This is a genomic window from Methyloversatilis thermotolerans (genome assembly GCF_000372885.1).
GTDB lineage: Bacteria > Pseudomonadota > Gammaproteobacteria > Burkholderiales > Rhodocyclaceae > Methyloversatilis > Methyloversatilis thermotolerans.
The window spans coordinates 2447622-2464066 of sequence record NZ_KB889967.1 but is presented as its reverse complement, the minus strand read 5'-3'; the positions used below and the strand labels follow the sequence as shown (position 1 = coordinate 2464066).

Below are 16445 nucleotides of genomic sequence, written 5' to 3'. Positions count from 1 at the left end.
ATCAGATTACGGAGGAGAGTTGACGATACTCCCCGACCTTGACGATTTTCAGTGTATTGGTACCGCCCGGCACGCCGATAGGCTCGCCGAAGGACATCACGATGAGGTCGCCGACCTTGACCACGCCTGCGCGCAGCAGCTCGGCCTCGGCGTCGATCAGCATGCGGTCGCGGTCCGCGTCGGCATCCAGCTTGATCATGAGCGGTGTCACGCCGCGATACATCGACAATTTGTAACGAGTGCGCACTTCGGGTGTCAGCGCGTAGATCGGCACGCCGCTGTTCAGCCGCGACATCCACAGCGAGGTCGAGCCCGACTGGGTCAGCGTCGCGATCGCCTTCACCTTGAGGTGGAAGGCCGAGAACAGGGCGGCCATCGCGATCGACTGGTCGATGCGGGTGAACACGCGCTGCAGGAATTCCTGGTCGAGCTTGACCTCTGCCGACTTCTCCGCTTCGACGCAGATGCGGCTCATCGCCTCGACCGTTTCCACCGGATACTGGCCGGAGGCGGTTTCCGCCGACAACATGACGGCGTCCGTGCCGTCGAGCACCGCGTTGGCCACGTCCGACACTTCGGCGCGCGTAGGCACCGGGCTGTGGATCATGGATTCCATCATCTGGGTCGCCGTGATCACCAGCTTGTTCATTTCGCGCGATACGCGAATGATGCGCTTCTGCATGGCCGGCACCGCAGCGTCGCCCACCTCGACCGCGAGGTCGCCGCGCGCCACCATCGCGCCATCCGATGCTTCGAGGATTTCCTCCAGCGCCGGAATGGCTTCCACCCGCTCGATCTTGGCGATCAACAGCGCATTGGAGCCGGCGGCGCGCAGCAGTTCGCGCGCCTGGCGCATGTCGTCGCCGCTCTTCGGGAAGCTTACCGCGACATAGTCCACGTTCAGCGACGCCGCGATCTTGATGTCTTCCATGTCCTTGGGCGTCAGCGCCGGCGCCGACAGGCCGCCGCCCTGGCGGTTGATGCCCTTGTTGTTGGACAGCTCGCCGCCGTGGCGCACGATGCAGTGGATCTGCGTGTCGCTGACCGACTTCACGTCCATCACGATGCGGCCATCGTCCAGCAGCAGCACGGCACCCGGCTCGACGTCATTCACCAGTTCCGGGTAATCGAGGCCGACGCGTTCGGCGTCGCCGAGCGGGCATTCGATGTCGAACACGAAGGTCTGCCCGGCCTTCAGCAACACCTTGCTGCCGGCAAACTTGCCGACGCGGATCTTCGGTCCCTGCAGGTCGGCCATCACGCCCACCGTTCGCCCCACCTTGGCGACCGCTGCGTGCAGCGCCTCGACACGTGCGCGGTGATCCTCCGCCTTGCCATGCGAAAAATTCAGCCGCACGACATCGACGCCGGCTTCGACCAGCCGGGTCAGCGTGGCCGGGTCACTGGATGCGGGGCCGAGTGTGGCGACAATCTTGGTGAAGCGATGCATGGCTGGGCAGTCTCCGTTATCAGGTTCTTGTGGGTTTCAGTTCCGGGCACGCCGCTGCAGGATGTCGACGGCCGGCAGCGTCTTGCCCTCGAGGAATTCGAGGAAGGCGCCGCCGCCGGTCGAGATATAGCTCACCTGATCGGCGATGCCGTATTTTGCGATGGCGGCGAGCGTGTCGCCACCTCCGGCGATGGAAAATGCCGTGGATTCCGCGATCGCGCGGGCCAGGGTTTCGGTGCCACGACCGAAGGCGTCGAATTCGAATACGCCGACCGGGCCGTTCCACACCACGGTGCCGGCTGACTTCAGGGCTTCCGCCAGACTGGCGGCCGCTTTCGGGCCGATGTCCAGGATCATGTCGTCGTCGGCCACCTCATCGACGGATTTCACCGTCGCGTCGGCGTCGGCGGCAAAGGACTTGGCGCACACCACGTCTTCCGGCAGCGGCACCTTCGTCTTGGCCATCACGCGCTTGGCCGCGTCGACCAGATCAGGTTCCGCCAGCGACTTGCCGATCTTCTTGCCCGCGGCGAGCAGGAAGGTGTTGGCGATGCCGCCGCCGACAATGAGTTGATCCACCTTGTCGGCCAGGTTCTCCAGCAGCGTGAGCTTGGTCGATACCTTGGAGCCGGCGACGATGGCGAGCAGCGGCCGCGCCGGCTGACCCAGCGCACGGCCCAGCGCATCCAGTTCGCTGGCCATCAGCGGACCGGCGCAGGCGACCGGCGCGTACTGCCCCATGCCGTAGGTGGTGGCTTCCGCCCGATGCGCGGTGCCGAAGGCGTCATTCACCCAGATGTCGCACAGCGCGGCGAGTTTCTTCGACAGCGCCTCGTCGCACTTCTTCTCGCCCTTGTTGGCGCGGCAGTTCTCGAGCAGCACGACTTCGCCCGGCGCGACCTGCACGCCGTCCACCCAGTTGCTCACCAGCTTCACGTCGAAGCCCAGCAGTTCGGACATGCGGCGCGCGATCGGCGCCAGCGAATCCTCGGACTTCAGGTCGCCCTCGGTGGGACGGCCCAGATGAGAGGTGACCATGACGGCAGCGCCCGCGTCGCGGGCGGCGCGTATGGCCGGCAGCGAGGCGCGGATGCGCGTGTCTTCGGTGATGTTGCCGGCGTCGTCCTGCGGCACGTTCAGGTCGGAGCGGATGAACACCCGCTTGCCCTTGAGGTCGAGATCGGAAAGTCGCTTGAACTGCATCGTGAATCCTCCGCGAGGTGCGTGATCGAGTGGATTTTCGGGAACGGGAAAAACGAAGCGGGGCAGGGACGGCTGATGTCCCCGGCCCCGCTTGGTCGCCGCGATATCCTTACTTGGCGCTCATCAGCGCGACCGTGGTGTCCAGCATGCGGTTGGAAAAGCCCCACTCGTTGTCGTACCAGGACAGCACCTTGACCAGCTTGCCGTCCGGCGACACGCGGGTCTGCGTCGAGTCGAACACGCTGGAGCGCGGGTCATGGTTGAAGTCGATGCTCACCAGCGGCAGCGTGTTGTAGCCGAGGATGCCGGCCAGCTCGCCTTCCGACGCGGCCTTCAGCACGGCGTTCACTTCATCGACCGTGGTGGCGCGCCGGGCGGTGAAGGTGAGGTCCACCACCGACACATTGATGGTGGGCACGCGGATGGCGAAACCATCCAGCTTGCCATTCAGTTCCGGCAGCACCAGACCGACCGCGGCGGCGGCGCCGGTCTTGGTGGGAATCATGGACTGCGTTGCGCTGCGCGCGCGGCGCAGATCTTCGTGATAGACGTCGGTCAGCACCTGGTCGTTGGTGAAGGCATGAATGGTGGTCATCAGACCGGTTTCCACGCCTATCCTGTCGTTCAGCGGCTTGACCAGCGGGGCCAGGCAGTTGGTGGTGCAGCTTGCGTTCGAAATGACCGTGTCGCTCGCTTTCAGTACGCCGTGGTTCACGCCATAGACCACGGTGGCGTCGACATCCTTGCCGCCCGGCGCGGAAATGATCACCTTCTTCGCGCCGCCCTTCAGGTGGGCCGAGGCTTTTTCCTTGCTGGTGAAGAAGCCGGTGCACTCCATCACCACATCGACGCCCAGTTCGCCCCACGGCAGCTCGGCGGGATTGCGGTTGGCCAGCACGCGGATCCTGTCGCCATTGACCACCATATGGTCGCCATCGACGCTCACCGTGCCCGGGAACTTGCCGTGCGCCGTGTCGTATTGCGTCAGATGGGCGTTCGTCTTCGGATCGCCGAGGTCGTTGATGGCGACGATCTCGATGTCGTGACGCTTGCCGCCTTCGTAATGGGCACGCAGCACATTGCGGCCGATGCGGCCGTAACCATTGATCGCAACCTTGATCGTCATATCAGCAACTCCCTCTTCGATGGGTATGTGTTCAGGAAAAGTCGAGGATTGTGCTGCGCCGCTTGTGGCGGCGCTGCGCCTAAATTGGCATTTGACCGTATGGACGCGGCAGGCGGCTGCGTCGCGCGGTCATTTGCCAAGCACTTGCCGGACCGCCTGGGCGACTGCGTCGGCCGTGATGCCGAAGGCCTTGTAAAGCTCGCCCGCCGGCGCCGACTCGCCGAAGTGATCCAGGCCGATCACGGCCCCGTCCAGTCCGACGTACTTGCGCCACAGATCGGTCACGCCCGCTTCCACCGCCACACGCGGAATGCCGCGCGGCAGCACGCCGTCGCGCCAGGCGCCATCCTGGCGGTCGAACACGCTGGTCGACGGCATCGATACCACGCGCACCATGATGCCTTCCGCTTCCAGCGCCTTCTGTGCCGCCAGTGCGAGCGACACCTCGGAGCCGGTGGCGATCAGTACCGCGGCCACCTTGCCGGCGGCTTCGGACAGCACATAGCCGCCGCGCGCGATCGCGGAGCGGGTGCCTTCGTCGCGGGCGACGTGCGGCAGGTTCTGGCGCGAAAAGATGAGCGAGGTCGGTCCTTCGCTGCGCTTGATCGCGCTGGCCCAGGCGACCGCCGATTCCACCGTGTCGCACGGGCGCCAGACATCCATATTGGGCATCAGGCGCAAGGTCGCGGTCTGTTCCACCGGCTGGTGGGTCGGGCCGTCCTCGCCGAGGCCGATGGAGTCGTGCGTGAATACGAAGATCTGGCGCACCTTCATCAGCGCGGCCATGCGCAGCGCGTTGCGGGCGTATTCCGAGAACATCAGGAAGGTGGCGGTGTAGGGAAGGAATCCGCCATGCAGCGCAATGCCGTTGGCAATCGCCGCCATGCCGAACTCGCGCACGCCGTAATACAGATAGTTGCCGCCCGGATTGCTCGCCGAAACGCCCCTGGAGCCTGACCACAGCGTCAGGTTGGAACCGGCCAGGTCGGCCGATCCGCCGAGCAGTTCCGGCAGCGCGGGCGCGAAGGATTCGATGCAGTTCTGGCTCGCCTTGCGGCTGGCGATGCTTTCGCCCTTTGCGTCGAATCTGGCCACCGTATCGGCCACCACGCGGTCGAAGCCATCGGGCAGCGACCCGCGCATGCGGCGCGTGAATTCGTCCGCCAGATCCGGATGTTCCGCGCGGTAGGCAGCGAAGCGCGTGTTCCAGTTCTCCTCGGCCTTGCTACCGGCCGGACGCGCGTCCCAGGCGGCATAGACGTCGGCGGGGATTTCGAACGGGGCATGGGTCCAGCCTATGTGCTTGCGCGCGGCTTCGATTTCCGCCGCGCCCAGCGGTGCGCCGTGCACATCATGGCCACCGGCCTTGTTGGGGGAACCCAGTCCGATCACGGTACGGCAGCAGATGAGGGTGGGGCGTGCCGTATCCGCCTTTGCAGCGCGGATCGCCGCGTCGATGGCGGCGGAGTCGTGACCGTCCACGTCAGGGATGACCTGCCAGCCATAGGCCTGGAAGCGCTTCGGCGTGTCGTCGGCGAACCAGCCCTTGACATGACCGTCGATGGAAATGCCGTTGTCGTCGTAGAACACGATGAGCTTGCCCAGACCCTGGGTGCCGGCCAGCGAGCAGGCTTCGTGCGAAATGCCTTCCATCAGGCAACCGTCGCCGACGAAGCACCAGGTGTAGTGATCGACGACGGCATGGCCGGGCCGGTTGAACTGCGCCGCCAGCGCCCGCTCGGCGAGCGCCATGCCGACCGCATTGGCGATGCCCTGGCCGAGCGGGCCGGTGGTGGTTTCCACACCGGGCGCATAGCCGTGCTCCGGATGGCCGGGCGTCCTGGAATGCAGTTGGCGGAAGGACTTCAGGTCGTCGATCGACAGGTCATAACCGGACAGATGCAGCAGGGCGTACAGCAGCATGGAGCCGTGGCCATTGGACAGCACGAAGCGGTCACGATCGGCCCAGCCAGGATTGGCGGGATTGTGCTTCAGATGATGGCGCCACAGCACTTCGGCGATTTCCGCCATGCCCATCGGAGCGCCGGGGTGGCCGGAATTGGCTTTCTGGACGGCATCCATCGCCAGGGCGCGGATGGCGCCGGTGATCGGATTGAAGCCTGCTTTGGGGGTCACTGAAGGCGCGCTCATCAAACGGGGGTCCGGCCGGAAAAACCCGCAATTATCCGCGAAAACAAGGCCTCCCGCCAGTCGGGCCGCTGCACGGCTGGCGGCGGCGATATCGCGGATCGTCACGGTCCGGCGGATCCCGCCTCGCCCGTTTTCCCGCGCCGGTCCGGCAAGCATCCCGCGGGCGGCCCGGGCCTGGGGACGAAGGGGAAGACGCCGGGCCGTCCCAAGTCTTCCCACCCCCTCGGGGGGCGGACCGGGCGCAGCCCGGGCCTTGGGGGCGAAAGGGAAGACGCCGGGCCGTCCCAAGTCTTCCCACCCCCTCGGGGGGCGGACCGGGCGCAGCCGGGGCCTTGGGGGCGAAGGGGAAGACGCCGGGCCGTCCCAAGTCTTCCCACCCCCTCGGGGGGCGGACCGGGCGCAGCCCGGGCCTTGGGGGCTCTTCTAATACCTTGCCCGTGCCTTGCGTCCGTTTTCCACGAGCCGGAGGATGAGTGGCGTGAAAATGAGCTGCATCGCCAGGTCGATCTTGCCGCCGGGGATCACGATGGTGTTGGCGCGCGACATGAAGGCGCCGCTCAACATGGCCAGCAGGTACTGGAAGTCGATGCCGCGTGGATTCGCGAAGCGGATCACCACCATGGATTCCTCGGGCGTGGGTATCGAGCGCGCGATGAAGGGGTTGGACGTGTCCACCATGGGCACGCGCTGGAAATTGATGTGCGTGTTCTCGAACTGCGAACAGATGTAGTGCACGTACTCAGGCATCCGGCGCAGGATGGTGTCGGTCACCGCTTCCGTGGTGTAGCCGCGCTGCTCGCGGTCGCGGTGCAGCTTCTGTATCCATTCCAGATTGATGATGGGGACCACGCCGATGCGCAGGTCTACATGCTGGGCGACGTCGACCCGGTCGGTCTTGACGGCTCCGTGAAGGCCTTCGTAGAAAAGGATGTCGGTGCCGGCGGGAATGTCCTCCCACGGTGTGAAGGTGCCGGCGGCCTGCCCGCACGGGGCGGCGTCCGCGTCATTGTGCAGGTATTTGCGTACACGGCCCGACCCGTCGCTGCCGTACTGGCGGAACAGGGCTTCCAGTTCCTCGAACAGGTTGGCGTCCGGCCCGAAGTGACTGAAATGCTCGTTGCCGGCTGCGGCTTCGCGCGCCATCGCGTCCTTCATTTCCTCGCGGTCATAGCGATGGAAGGCGTCGCCCTCGACAATGACGGCGCTCACGCCTTCGCGGCGGAAGATCTGCGAAAAGGTGCGCGTGACCGTGCTCGTTCCGGCTCCGGAGGAGCCGGTGATCGCGATGACCGGGTGGCGTGCTGACATCCGTTGAAGCGTCCTGAATGCGGGGCGCAGCCGCCCGGATCAGAGAGCCGAGAACAGACCGCGCACGTTGAACAGCGGCGAAGTGTATTCCCTATCGAGACCCTGGTCGCTTTCGTTGTGGTACTGGACGATGCGGCGAACCTCGTCGCGCGAGCCGAAAATGAGCGGTGTGCGGCTCTGCAGGCTGCGCGGCGCCAATTCCAGGATGCGCTCGCGGCCATTGGTCGCCTCACCGCCTGCCTGTTCGATCAGGAAGGCGATCGGATTGGCTTCGTACATGAGTGAAATCCGGCCCGGCGACGGCGGTTGCATGGTGTCCTCGGGGTAGAGGATGACGCCGCCGCGCGTGAGCACGCGGAAAGTTTCGGCGACCAGCGAGGCGATCCAGCGCATGTTGAAGTCCTCGCCGCGCGGGCCGGTCTGGCCGGCCAGGCATTCCTCGACATAGCGCTTGATCGGTGGCTCCCAGAAACGCGATTTCGACGCGTTGATCGCGAACTCGGTCGTACGCTCGGGAATGCGCATCTGCGGGTGCGTCAGGATGAAAGCGCCGATGTCGCGATCCAGCGTGAAACCATCCACGCCCTCGCCGGTGGTCAGCACCAGCATGCTGGACGGACCATACAGCGCGAACCCGGCGCATACCTGCTGGGTGCCGGGTTGCAGGAAATCCGACAACTGCGGCTCGGAGCCCGGGTTCGGGGTGTGCAGCACTGAAAACAGGCTGCCTATCGTCAGATTGATGTCGATGTTGTTGGAACAATCCAGCGCATCGAACAACAGGAGGTACTTTCCGCGCGGTGGCTGATCGGGGGTCGGTATGAAACCGTCCAGACCTTCCGGCGCAAGAGCCGCCAGGTGGCCACCCCATTCGCATTCGCGCAGCATCGCCTCGTTGGCGATGGTGTCCAGTTTCTGGGTCACGCGTCCCGACAGATTGATCGCGGCGCCGCTGCCGATCGCCTCGAAACTGCCCAGAGAACCTACCAGCGAACCCTTGTTCACATGATTGGCGATGATCTTGACTGCGGTCGCCACAGCATTGAGCAGGCTGGAGAAAATGCCGCTCGCGTGCGGGTGGCGTTGCTGCGCCTCGATGGTGTAGCGGGTGAGGGTCTTGCGCCCTTCGCTCATGACAGCCTCCTCCGGAACCGGTGTCAGCTCCATCCTAGCCGGAGCGGAAGGGCGCTGTCACACGTGAATGGCCGCGAAGGCTTCTCCGGGGCCCGGGACGCGAGAGTGCTGCAGCATCGGAGCGAAGTGTTGCGCGAGTTGCAACACTGTGTGCAATGCAAAAAAATACCCCGGACTCTTGCGAGCCGGGGTATGAATCCACAAACAAGGTTGTGGAGGAGGAGCCTGGGTCACCCGTCTATTTTCATTGAGCTGACGGGGTTTGACGCAATTCTTTGAGGCCTTTCACGGCAACCGCATCGACACTTCCGTACGCGTTTGCTTGCCTGTTGCGATGCAATATATCCCTAAGGTGCCTTGGTTCAAAATAAGATGTTTTGATATCATCAATCAGACATTCTTATCTAGGCTGATATGGCTACACAGTGGACCCGCGGCGTTTCGCTGCGTCAATTGCGGATATTCGAGGCGGTGGCGCGGCTCGGATCAATTTCACGGGCGGCGGAGGAACTCCACCTTACCCAGCCTGCGGTCTCCATGCAGGTGAAGGCGCTGGATGGCCTGATCGGACTTCCTCTGATCGAAACGCTGGGCAAGAAGCTGCGCGTGACCGAGGTGGGCATGGAGATCGCCCGCCACGCGCGGGCCATCGAACACCAGCTCGCCGAGGCCGAGGCAGCGCTGGCTCAACTCGCGACCGGACATTCCGGCCTGGTGTCGGTCGGCGTCGTGAGCACGGCAAAGTATGTCGCGCCACGTCTGCTGATGGCGTTCCGGGAGCGGTATCCGGACGTCCATGTGCGCATTTCGCTGCACAACAGGGACGACATCTTCCGTCATCTCGAGGATAACCTGATCGACATTGCGATCATGGGACGGCCGCCGGCGGCGCTGGGCTGCGAGGCCCACGTGTTTGCGGAACACCCGCTCTCGGTGCTCGCCTGCGAGGGACATCCGCTGGCTGGCGGGCGTGCCGTGACCGCAGAAGATCTCGGGCAGGAGGCTTTCCTGATACGCGAGCGAGGGTCCGGTACCCGGGTGACGCAGGAAACCTTCCTGGTCGAGCAGGGCATACGGCCGGCCGAAATCATCGAACTGCCGAGCAACGAAATCATCAAGCAGGCGGCCATCGCCGGCATGGGACTGGCGTTCCTGTCCGAACACACCTGCCAGCTCGAACTGCGTACCGGGGTGCTCTGCCGCATTCCCGCTCCCGGCACACCGATTGTGCGCAACTGGCATGTGGTGTACCGCGACCGCAAGAATCTGCTGCCGGCGGCCATGGCGCTGCGGGATTTCCTGATGCACGAGGGGGGGCGTCTGGTCAATTCACAGGTTTCGCCGGTGCACCTGCCCGCACATGTCCCGGCCTGACGGATTGCCCCAAATCTGCGGCACGCGGACGCAGGGTGACGTACGAAATGGGCGGCGGGGCGGGAGGTGAAATGACTACGCGTCGGGGCTCGCGTGGGGCATGCGGTGCTCGCGCGCTCCATGGGCCTCCAGCCAGTCCATCCATTCCCGGTACAGATCGGGAGCGGCACCCACGACAACGGGTGTCTTGCGTCCGGGCGCCATGTCCAGCGGCTGTCCGTCCAGCATCGAGCTGTGCGCGCCCGCTTCGGCGGCAATCAGGCTGCCAGCCGCGAAGTCCCACATCATCTGGCCGCCGTGCAGATAGACGTCCAGCCGGGCGGCCGCGATGAAGCACCATTCCAGAGCACTGGAGCCGAAGTTGCGCTGCGAGTAGAACGGCGACTGGGTGGCCAATGCATCGCCAAGCGCCTTGGGTATGCGCTTGAAATCGACGCCAGCGACCGCATCCAGCAGGTGGCGCGCCGGCTTGCGCAGCGGCAGCGACTGACCGTTCAGGTATGCACCGCAACCTTCTTCGGCGTGGAAGGCTTCGTCGGTCATCGGGTTGTAGACCACGCCGTAGCGCGTGCGGCCACCGGTGATATAGGCGATGGCAACGCCGAAGAAGGGAATGCCATTGACAAAATTGGTGGTGCCGTCGATCGGATCTATGCACCACAGCCCGTCCGCATTCTCGTGCCACAGGCGCAACTGCACGGCTTCCGGCATCTCCTCGCCCAGGACGGGGCGGTCGATGATGCGTGGCAGACGCTCGATCAATGCCTCCTGCGCGGCCAGATCGACCACGGTAAACAGGCTGCCGTCGTCCTTCTGGTTGCGCTGCGCAGTCAGAAAGTGCGGCATGATGACTTCCCGCGCGACACTGCGCGCGGTGTCAACAATCTGTGCAAGAGTGAATGAGCTCATCGTCTTCAATCAGTGTGCCGCAGTATACGGCCCTATGCACGAGGGTGCGGGCTACGCATTTCGTCTCGCCACATCCATCGTGCACTGCACAATCATAATACGATGATTCCGCGCTTCCATTGTCCTCTTCCCGACCATCCGCTTGGCCGCCTTGCGTTGCCCGGGGCGGTTGCCCACCACGTCGAACGGGTTCTCAGGCTGGAGGAAGGCGATCTGGTGACGCTGTTTGACGGAAGGGGAAGCGAGTTCTCGGCACGGCTGATACGCGATGGCCGCAACCTGGCGGCCGACGTGCTGGCGGAAAGCACGCCGGAGCGCGAAGGGCCGCTGGATGTGACCCTTCTGCAGTGTCTTGCAGCATCGGACAAGATGGACTGGATCGTGCAGAAGGCGGTCGAACTGGGTGTGGTGCGCGTACAACCGGTGGCCAGCAGGCGCGCGGTGCTCAGGCTGGCCGGCGAGCGCGCGGACAAGCGTGTCGCCCACTGGCGACAGATTGCCGTGTCGGCATGCGAACAGTGCGGGCGCAACCGCGTGCCGGAAATCATGCCCGTCACCAGTCTCCCGCAGGCCGTCGCGCGCGAGAGCTCGCCACAGCGGTTCATCCTTCACCCGGCGGGCGGCGTACGTCTGGTCGATGCGTCGCCTGATCGCCATCGGCCGATCGCTCTGCTGATCGGCCCGGAAGGCGGGTTCGACGATGACGAGCTGGCGGCGGCGAGCGCGTCGGGTTTTTGCCCGCTCACGCTGGGGCCACGAGTGCTGCGCACCGAAACGGCAGGCATGGCCGCACTGGCGGCATTGAACACCCTGATCGGAGACTTCTGATGTTCGACACCGTTGCCGGCATCGCCCGACTCGAGGACGCACGGCTCGACCGGGCCCTTGCCCGCTTGCGGGCCGATCTGCTCGATGTCCAGTACTCTGTCCTGGAACAGGCGAAACGCCCGGTCATCGTGGTGATATCCGGCGTGGCAGGTGCAGGGCGCGGCAGGCTGGTCAATACGTTGAACGAGTGGATGGATCCGCGCCATATCCGCACCAGTGCCTTCGCGCCGCGTGATGAGGCCGAGCGCGCCCGGCCCCACATGTGGCGCTACTGGCAGGCGCTGCCGTCGCGGGGGCGCACCGCCATCGTATTCCAGGGCTGGTACGCGGAAGCGGTGGATGCACGGGTAGGGCGTAACATCAAGCGACGCGTCTTCTGGCATCGACTGCACCAGATACGGCGCTTCGAGCACATGCTGGCGATGGATGGTGCCCTGCTGCTCAAGTTCTGGCTGCACCTCGATGCCGAAACCCAGCGCGCGCGGTTCAAGACGCTGCGCAAGGACCCTGCCACGCGCTGGCGCGTTACCCCGGAAGACATGCAGGAGCTCGCACGGCACAAGCGCATCTGCCGGGTGGCGGAAGAAGCCATACGGTTGTCCGACGCCGCGCATGCGCCGTGGCACCTCATCGATGCGAGCGACGTCCCGCATGCGGAACTGGAAGTGGGCCGCATACTGCTGCATGCGCTGCGCGGTACGCTCAAGCAGGACGCCCATGTGCGGCCCCCCGCTCTGCCTCCGGTTGTGATCGCGAGCGAGGAACCCGCGCCTCGCCTGCATCCGCCAGCGTCGCCACGGCGCAAATCGGACTACGAAACGGAACTGGAGCGTCTGCAGGGGCGCTTGAATCTGCTGCTGCGTCATCCTGCCTTCTCGCGCCGGGCCTTGGCCATCGTTTTCGAGGGCATGGATGCGGCCGGGAAGGGCGGTGCGATACGGCGCATCACGCGTGCGCTCGACGCGCGCACCTATCGTGTGCATCCGGTCGCGGCGCCTACCGAGCATGAGCGGCGCTATCCGTGGTTGTGGCGCTTCTGGCGCGACGTCCCGCGCGATGGAAGGGTCGCCTTGTTCGATCGATCGTGGTACGGACGCGTACTCGTCGAGCGGGTGGAAGGGTTTGCGGTGGAACAGGACTGGTCGCGCGCCTACGAGGAGATCAATGCGTTCGAGCGGGAATGGTCCGAGCACGGCATCGTGGTCTGCAAGTTCTGGCTCGAGGTCAGCAGCGACGAGCAGTTGCGCCGCTTCAACGAAAGAGGGCGCCAGCGCTTCAAGCGTTTCAAGATCACGCCGGAAGATTGGCGCAACCGAGAAAAGTGGCCGCAGTATGTTCCCGCCGTACAGGATATGCTTGCGCGCACGCATACCGAACAGGCCCCCTGGACCATCGTGGCCGCCGACGACAAGTATCACGCCAGGCTTGCCATCCTGCAGACGCTTTGTGAGCGGCTTGAGGCAGAACTCGGCTGATCCGTCGGAATGGGGCTCCAGGGCTTAGAATTCGCAGTATTTCCCCGATTGCCTCACGCATGCACGCCGATCCTGATTCGCCGCGTTTCGTCGCCTGGGTACGCAGCGCCGCGCCGTATATCCACGCCTTCGGTGGGCGGACCTTCGTCATCGCCGTAGGCGGCGAGGTGCTGAAAGGGCCGCTCGCCAATTCACTGGTGCAGGACTGCAATCTGCTCGCAGCCTTGGGTATCAAGCTGGTGCTGGTCGTCGGCGCGCGCCCGCAGATCGAGGACGAACTGGCGGCACGAGGCCTCGAACCGAGGTATTACAAGGGCCTGCGTGTGACCGACACGCTGGCGATGGAGTGCGTGAAGCGGGCCAATGGCGCGATACGCATCGACGTCGAGGCGCTGTTCTCGCAGGGGCTTCCGAATACGCCCATGGCGGGCAGTACCATAGAAGTGGCGTCAGGCAACTTCCTGACCGCGCGGCCGGTGGGCGTGGTGGACGGCATAGACCACGGATATACCGGTACCGTGCGCAAGGTCGACGTCGAGGCGCTCAACGACGCGCTGACCGACAGCGATATCGTGCTGATGCAGCCGTATGGCTATTCGCTGACCGGTGAAGTGTTCAACCTGAGCATGGAGGAGGTGGCAGAGTCGGTCGCCATCGCGCTTCAGGCGACCAAGCTGATCTATCTGTGCGACGCGCCGGGCATCGTGGCGGAGGACGGCGAACTGGTGCCGGAACTGACCGCGGACGAAGCCGCACACTGGTTGAAGGCCGGACGTGGGATTACCGAGGATCTCGGTCTCTATCTGCCGCGCGCCATCCGCGCCGTCAAGCTGGGGGTGGCGCGCGCGCACATGATCGATCGCGACCTCGACGGCGCGCTGTTGCTCGAGTTCTTTACGACCCAGGGGGTCGGCACGGTCATCTCGCGAGAGCCGCTGGCAAAGATGCGCAATGCGCGTGTCGACGACGTGCCTGCCATCGCCGGCCTGATCGCACCGATGGAGGCCGATGGCACTCTGGTGAGCCGGGGACGCGAACGACTCGAGCGCGAGATCGATCGTTTCAGCGTGCTCGAACATGATGAGGTGATCATGGGTTGCGCTGCCTTCTATCCCTATCCCGAGGAACAGATGGCGGAACTCGCCTGTCTGGCCGTGATGCCGGAGTATCGACGCCATGGCTATGGCGAGCAGATTCTTGCCTATGTCGAGGCGCGCGCGCGCAGCGAGCGCATCAGCCGGCTGTTCGTGCTGACCACGGTGACCGCGCACTGGTTTGTCGAAAGGGGGTTCGTCGAAGCGGGTGTGGATGCGCTGCCGCGGCTTAAGCGGGAGAACTACAATCCACAGCGGCGCAGCAAGGTTCTGGTCAAGGTGCTCTGAGCCACTCATGGCCACCCATTTCTTGCGCCGGATCGGAGTGCTCCAGGGCAGCCTGTTAGGTTCGGCCCTGCTGCTCACGGTTGTTCTGGCGCTTGCCCTGGGATGGGCAAGCGATCAGCTCGGCCGCTACCTTGTGACGCAGGAATCCTCGCGCATCGAACATCTTGTGGCGGACATGCAGGCCCGGCTCAGTGACCGGGTCGAGGGCGCCCCCGGACAACTGGCCGCCGAGGTGGAGGCGCTGCGACGACTGGGCGGCTTGCGCTACGTGGAGGTACGCGACGAGTCCGGCCGCGTTCTTGCGACCGACGGCGGTCCGGCCGCCCTGGGTTTGCCTCACGCCGATCTCAGGACTGCGCTCGCCGAGGGCATGGGGCGTTACGACCTGCGCATCGATCTGCTCAGTCCGGGGCGCCGCTCACCGGTCGGCGCTTTACGTATTTCCGTCGATCTTGCCGCGCTGCAGGACACGCTTGCGCTGGTCCGCAGCGCAGCGCTGGCACTCGGTGTGCTGATAGTCGTGATGCATGTGGCGCTCGTGCGCTGGGTGCTCAGTGGCGTGCTCGAGGGGGTCAGCGCGATCGAGGCACGGGCGGTCGCCCTGCGTCGAGCCGAGGACGTGACGCCGATGACGGTGCGTGGTGATGATGCGATCGCCCGTCTCACCAGGGCTTTCAATCAGATGGTACAAGCGCTCGATGAACGCGTGACGGCGCTGCGCAAGAGCGAATCGCGTTTCCATGCGATCGCCGACTACACGTTCGGCGTCGAGGCGTGGTTCAGCCCGCAGGGCCGGCTCATATGGGTGAACCGGTCGATCGAGCGGGTGACCGGGCATTCGCCGCTGGATTGCCTGCTGGCAGAGGATCTCGCGTCCATGCTCATCCACGAAAAGGATCGCCGGATCTTTGCCGCGCGCGCGCAGGACGCGCTGGCGGGCGCGAGCGGCGAAAATTTCGAAGTGAGGTTGCTCAGACGGGACGGCTCCATCGTGTGGGTGTCGCTGAACTGGCAGCCGATCTATGATGAAGCGGGCGTCTGCCTCGGCGTGCGGGTGTCGGCGGATGACATCCAGAGTCGCAAGGAAGCCGAGTTGAAGCTGCTCGACACGGTGACCGCATTGCGCCGCGAACAGGGCTTGCGGGACTATTACCTTACGCGCAGCGAAGAAGAGCGCTCGCGGCTGGAAGCGCTGCTCGACCTGATCAAACTTGGCGTCCTGTTCGTGGACCGGGACGGACGCGCGCAGCATGCCAATCGCATGCTGAAGAAGATATGGGGCTTCGACGATGGCGAGAATCTTTCGGGCATGCGCGATGCCGTACTGATCGAGCGGACCGCGCAGATGCGCATGGAGGAGGACGCGTACCGCGAACATGTCCGGGAGGTGCTTTCGGCCCGAAGCGCGACGGAACCGCATGACATCCTGCTCAAGGACGGTCGCATCATCCGCGAGCAGTCGGCGCTGGTGCCGGCATCCGCGTCCGGGCGTTTCCTGGGGCGCGTATGGCTGTATGAGGACGTAACGGCGGAGCGGCGGGCGGCGGAGGCTCTGGTGAACATGGCCGAGCGCGATCCGCTCACGAATCTGTTCAACCGGCGGCGTTTCCACGAGGAACTGGACCGTATGATCGCCGATGCGGGCCGCAGGCGAACCCAGCTCGGACTGCTGCTGTTCGATCTTGATGGCTTCAAGCCGGTGAATGACCGCTTCGGCCATCAGGCGGGCGACGAGGTGCTCGTGCGGCTGGCGCGCGACGTGGGGGCCGTGGTGCGGCGCAATGAAATGTTCTTCCGTCTGGGCGGCGACGAATTCGCGGTGCTCGCGCCCGACACCGACGAAGCGGCGCTGACCGGATTGGCTCGTCGCATCGGCGAGCGCGTGGCATCGATGGCATTCGAGTTTGGCGGTCAGTCGGCGCAGGTGACGACCAGCACCGGGATAGGCATCTATCCTTCGCACGCGCAGACCGGCGAAGCCTTGCTCAGCGCGGCCGATTCGGCCATGTATGCCGCGAAGAACGACGGCAAGAACGCGTTCCGGATGTACGACCGGCGGCACGGTACCTGACAGCCCCTAGAATCCGGGTGTCGACCACAATTTT

General features: G+C 64.9%; 12 protein-coding genes. 5 read left to right on the top strand and 7 right to left on the bottom strand.

Going from position 1 to position 16445, the window contains the following annotated elements:
- Window position 1: 1 nt before the first annotated feature.
- The 6 genes from pyk to A3Q7_RS0110865 all read right to left on the bottom strand — a co-directional run bounded on the left by pyk (window position 2) and on the right by A3Q7_RS0110865 (window position 8372).
- Window positions 2–1450 carry a pyruvate kinase gene (pyk, locus tag A3Q7_RS0110890; protein ID WP_018411909.1) on the bottom strand — a complete coding sequence of 483 codons (1449 nt, stop codon included), beginning with the start codon at window positions 1448–1450 and terminating at the stop codon, window positions 2–4.
- 36 nt (window positions 1451–1486) lie between these two features.
- Window positions 1487–2653, bottom strand: coding sequence for a phosphoglycerate kinase (locus tag A3Q7_RS0110885; protein WP_018411908.1), 1167 nt, complete (start codon window positions 2651–2653; stop codon window positions 1487–1489).
- Window positions 2654–2762: 109 nt separating this feature from the next.
- Window positions 2763–3779 (bottom strand): type I glyceraldehyde-3-phosphate dehydrogenase, encoded by a 1017-nt coding sequence (gene gap, locus A3Q7_RS0110880; protein ID WP_018411907.1) that lies wholly within the window; start codon window positions 3777–3779, stop codon window positions 2763–2765.
- A gap of 129 nt (window positions 3780–3908) precedes the next feature.
- Window positions 3909–5930: a transketolase gene (tkt, locus tag A3Q7_RS0110875; RefSeq protein ID WP_018411906.1), complete on the bottom strand. Its 2022-nt coding sequence runs from the start codon at window positions 5928–5930 to the stop codon at window positions 3909–3911.
- A gap of 423 nt (window positions 5931–6353) precedes the next feature.
- On the bottom strand, window positions 6354–7238 hold the full coding sequence (locus A3Q7_RS0110870; RefSeq protein WP_018411905.1) for a phosphoribulokinase: 885 nt from the start codon (window positions 7236–7238) through the stop codon (window positions 6354–6356).
- Between the two features lie 39 nt (window positions 7239–7277).
- On the bottom strand, window positions 7278–8372 hold the full coding sequence (locus A3Q7_RS0110865) for a class 1 fructose-bisphosphatase (protein WP_026224714.1): 1095 nt from the start codon (window positions 8370–8372) through the stop codon (window positions 7278–7280).
- Window positions 8373–8786: 414 nt separating this feature from the next.
- On the opposite strand from A3Q7_RS0110865, the gene A3Q7_RS0110860 reads away from it, so the two are divergent.
- Complete coding sequence (locus A3Q7_RS0110860) at window positions 8787–9746, top strand: LysR family transcriptional regulator (RefSeq protein ID WP_018411903.1); 960 nt, start codon at window positions 8787–8789, stop codon at window positions 9744–9746.
- A 75-nt stretch (window positions 9747–9821) separates the two neighbouring features.
- On the opposite strand, the gene A3Q7_RS0110855 is transcribed toward A3Q7_RS0110860, so the two are convergent.
- Entirely contained in the window at window positions 9822–10655 is an 834-nt protein-coding gene (locus tag A3Q7_RS0110855; RefSeq protein WP_018411902.1) for an inositol monophosphatase family protein, read from the bottom strand.
- Window positions 10656–10757: 102 nt separating this feature from the next.
- On the opposite strand from A3Q7_RS0110855, the gene A3Q7_RS0110850 reads away from it, so the two are divergent.
- The 4 genes from A3Q7_RS0110850 to A3Q7_RS0110835 are packed head-to-tail and all read left to right on the top strand — an operon-like array spanning window position 10758 to window position 16411.
- Window positions 10758–11483, top strand: coding sequence for a 16S rRNA (uracil(1498)-N(3))-methyltransferase (locus A3Q7_RS0110850; RefSeq protein WP_018411901.1), 726 nt, complete (start codon window positions 10758–10760; stop codon window positions 11481–11483).
- A complete protein-coding gene (pap, locus tag A3Q7_RS0110845) occupies window positions 11483–12958 on the top strand; it encodes a polyphosphate:AMP phosphotransferase (RefSeq protein ID WP_018411900.1) in 1476 nt (491 codons plus the stop codon). The genes A3Q7_RS0110850 and pap overlap by 1 nt, the downstream gene beginning before the upstream one ends.
- Window positions 12959–13017: 59 nt before the next feature.
- Window positions 13018–14340, top strand: coding sequence for an amino-acid N-acetyltransferase (gene argA / locus A3Q7_RS0110840; protein WP_018411899.1), 1323 nt, complete (start codon window positions 13018–13020; stop codon window positions 14338–14340).
- A 7-nt stretch (window positions 14341–14347) separates the two neighbouring features.
- Window positions 14348–16411 carry a sensor domain-containing diguanylate cyclase gene (locus A3Q7_RS0110835; protein WP_018411898.1) on the top strand — a complete coding sequence of 688 codons (2064 nt, stop codon included), beginning with the start codon at window positions 14348–14350 and terminating at the stop codon, window positions 16409–16411.
- The last annotated feature ends 34 nt before the right edge of the window (window positions 16412–16445 follow it).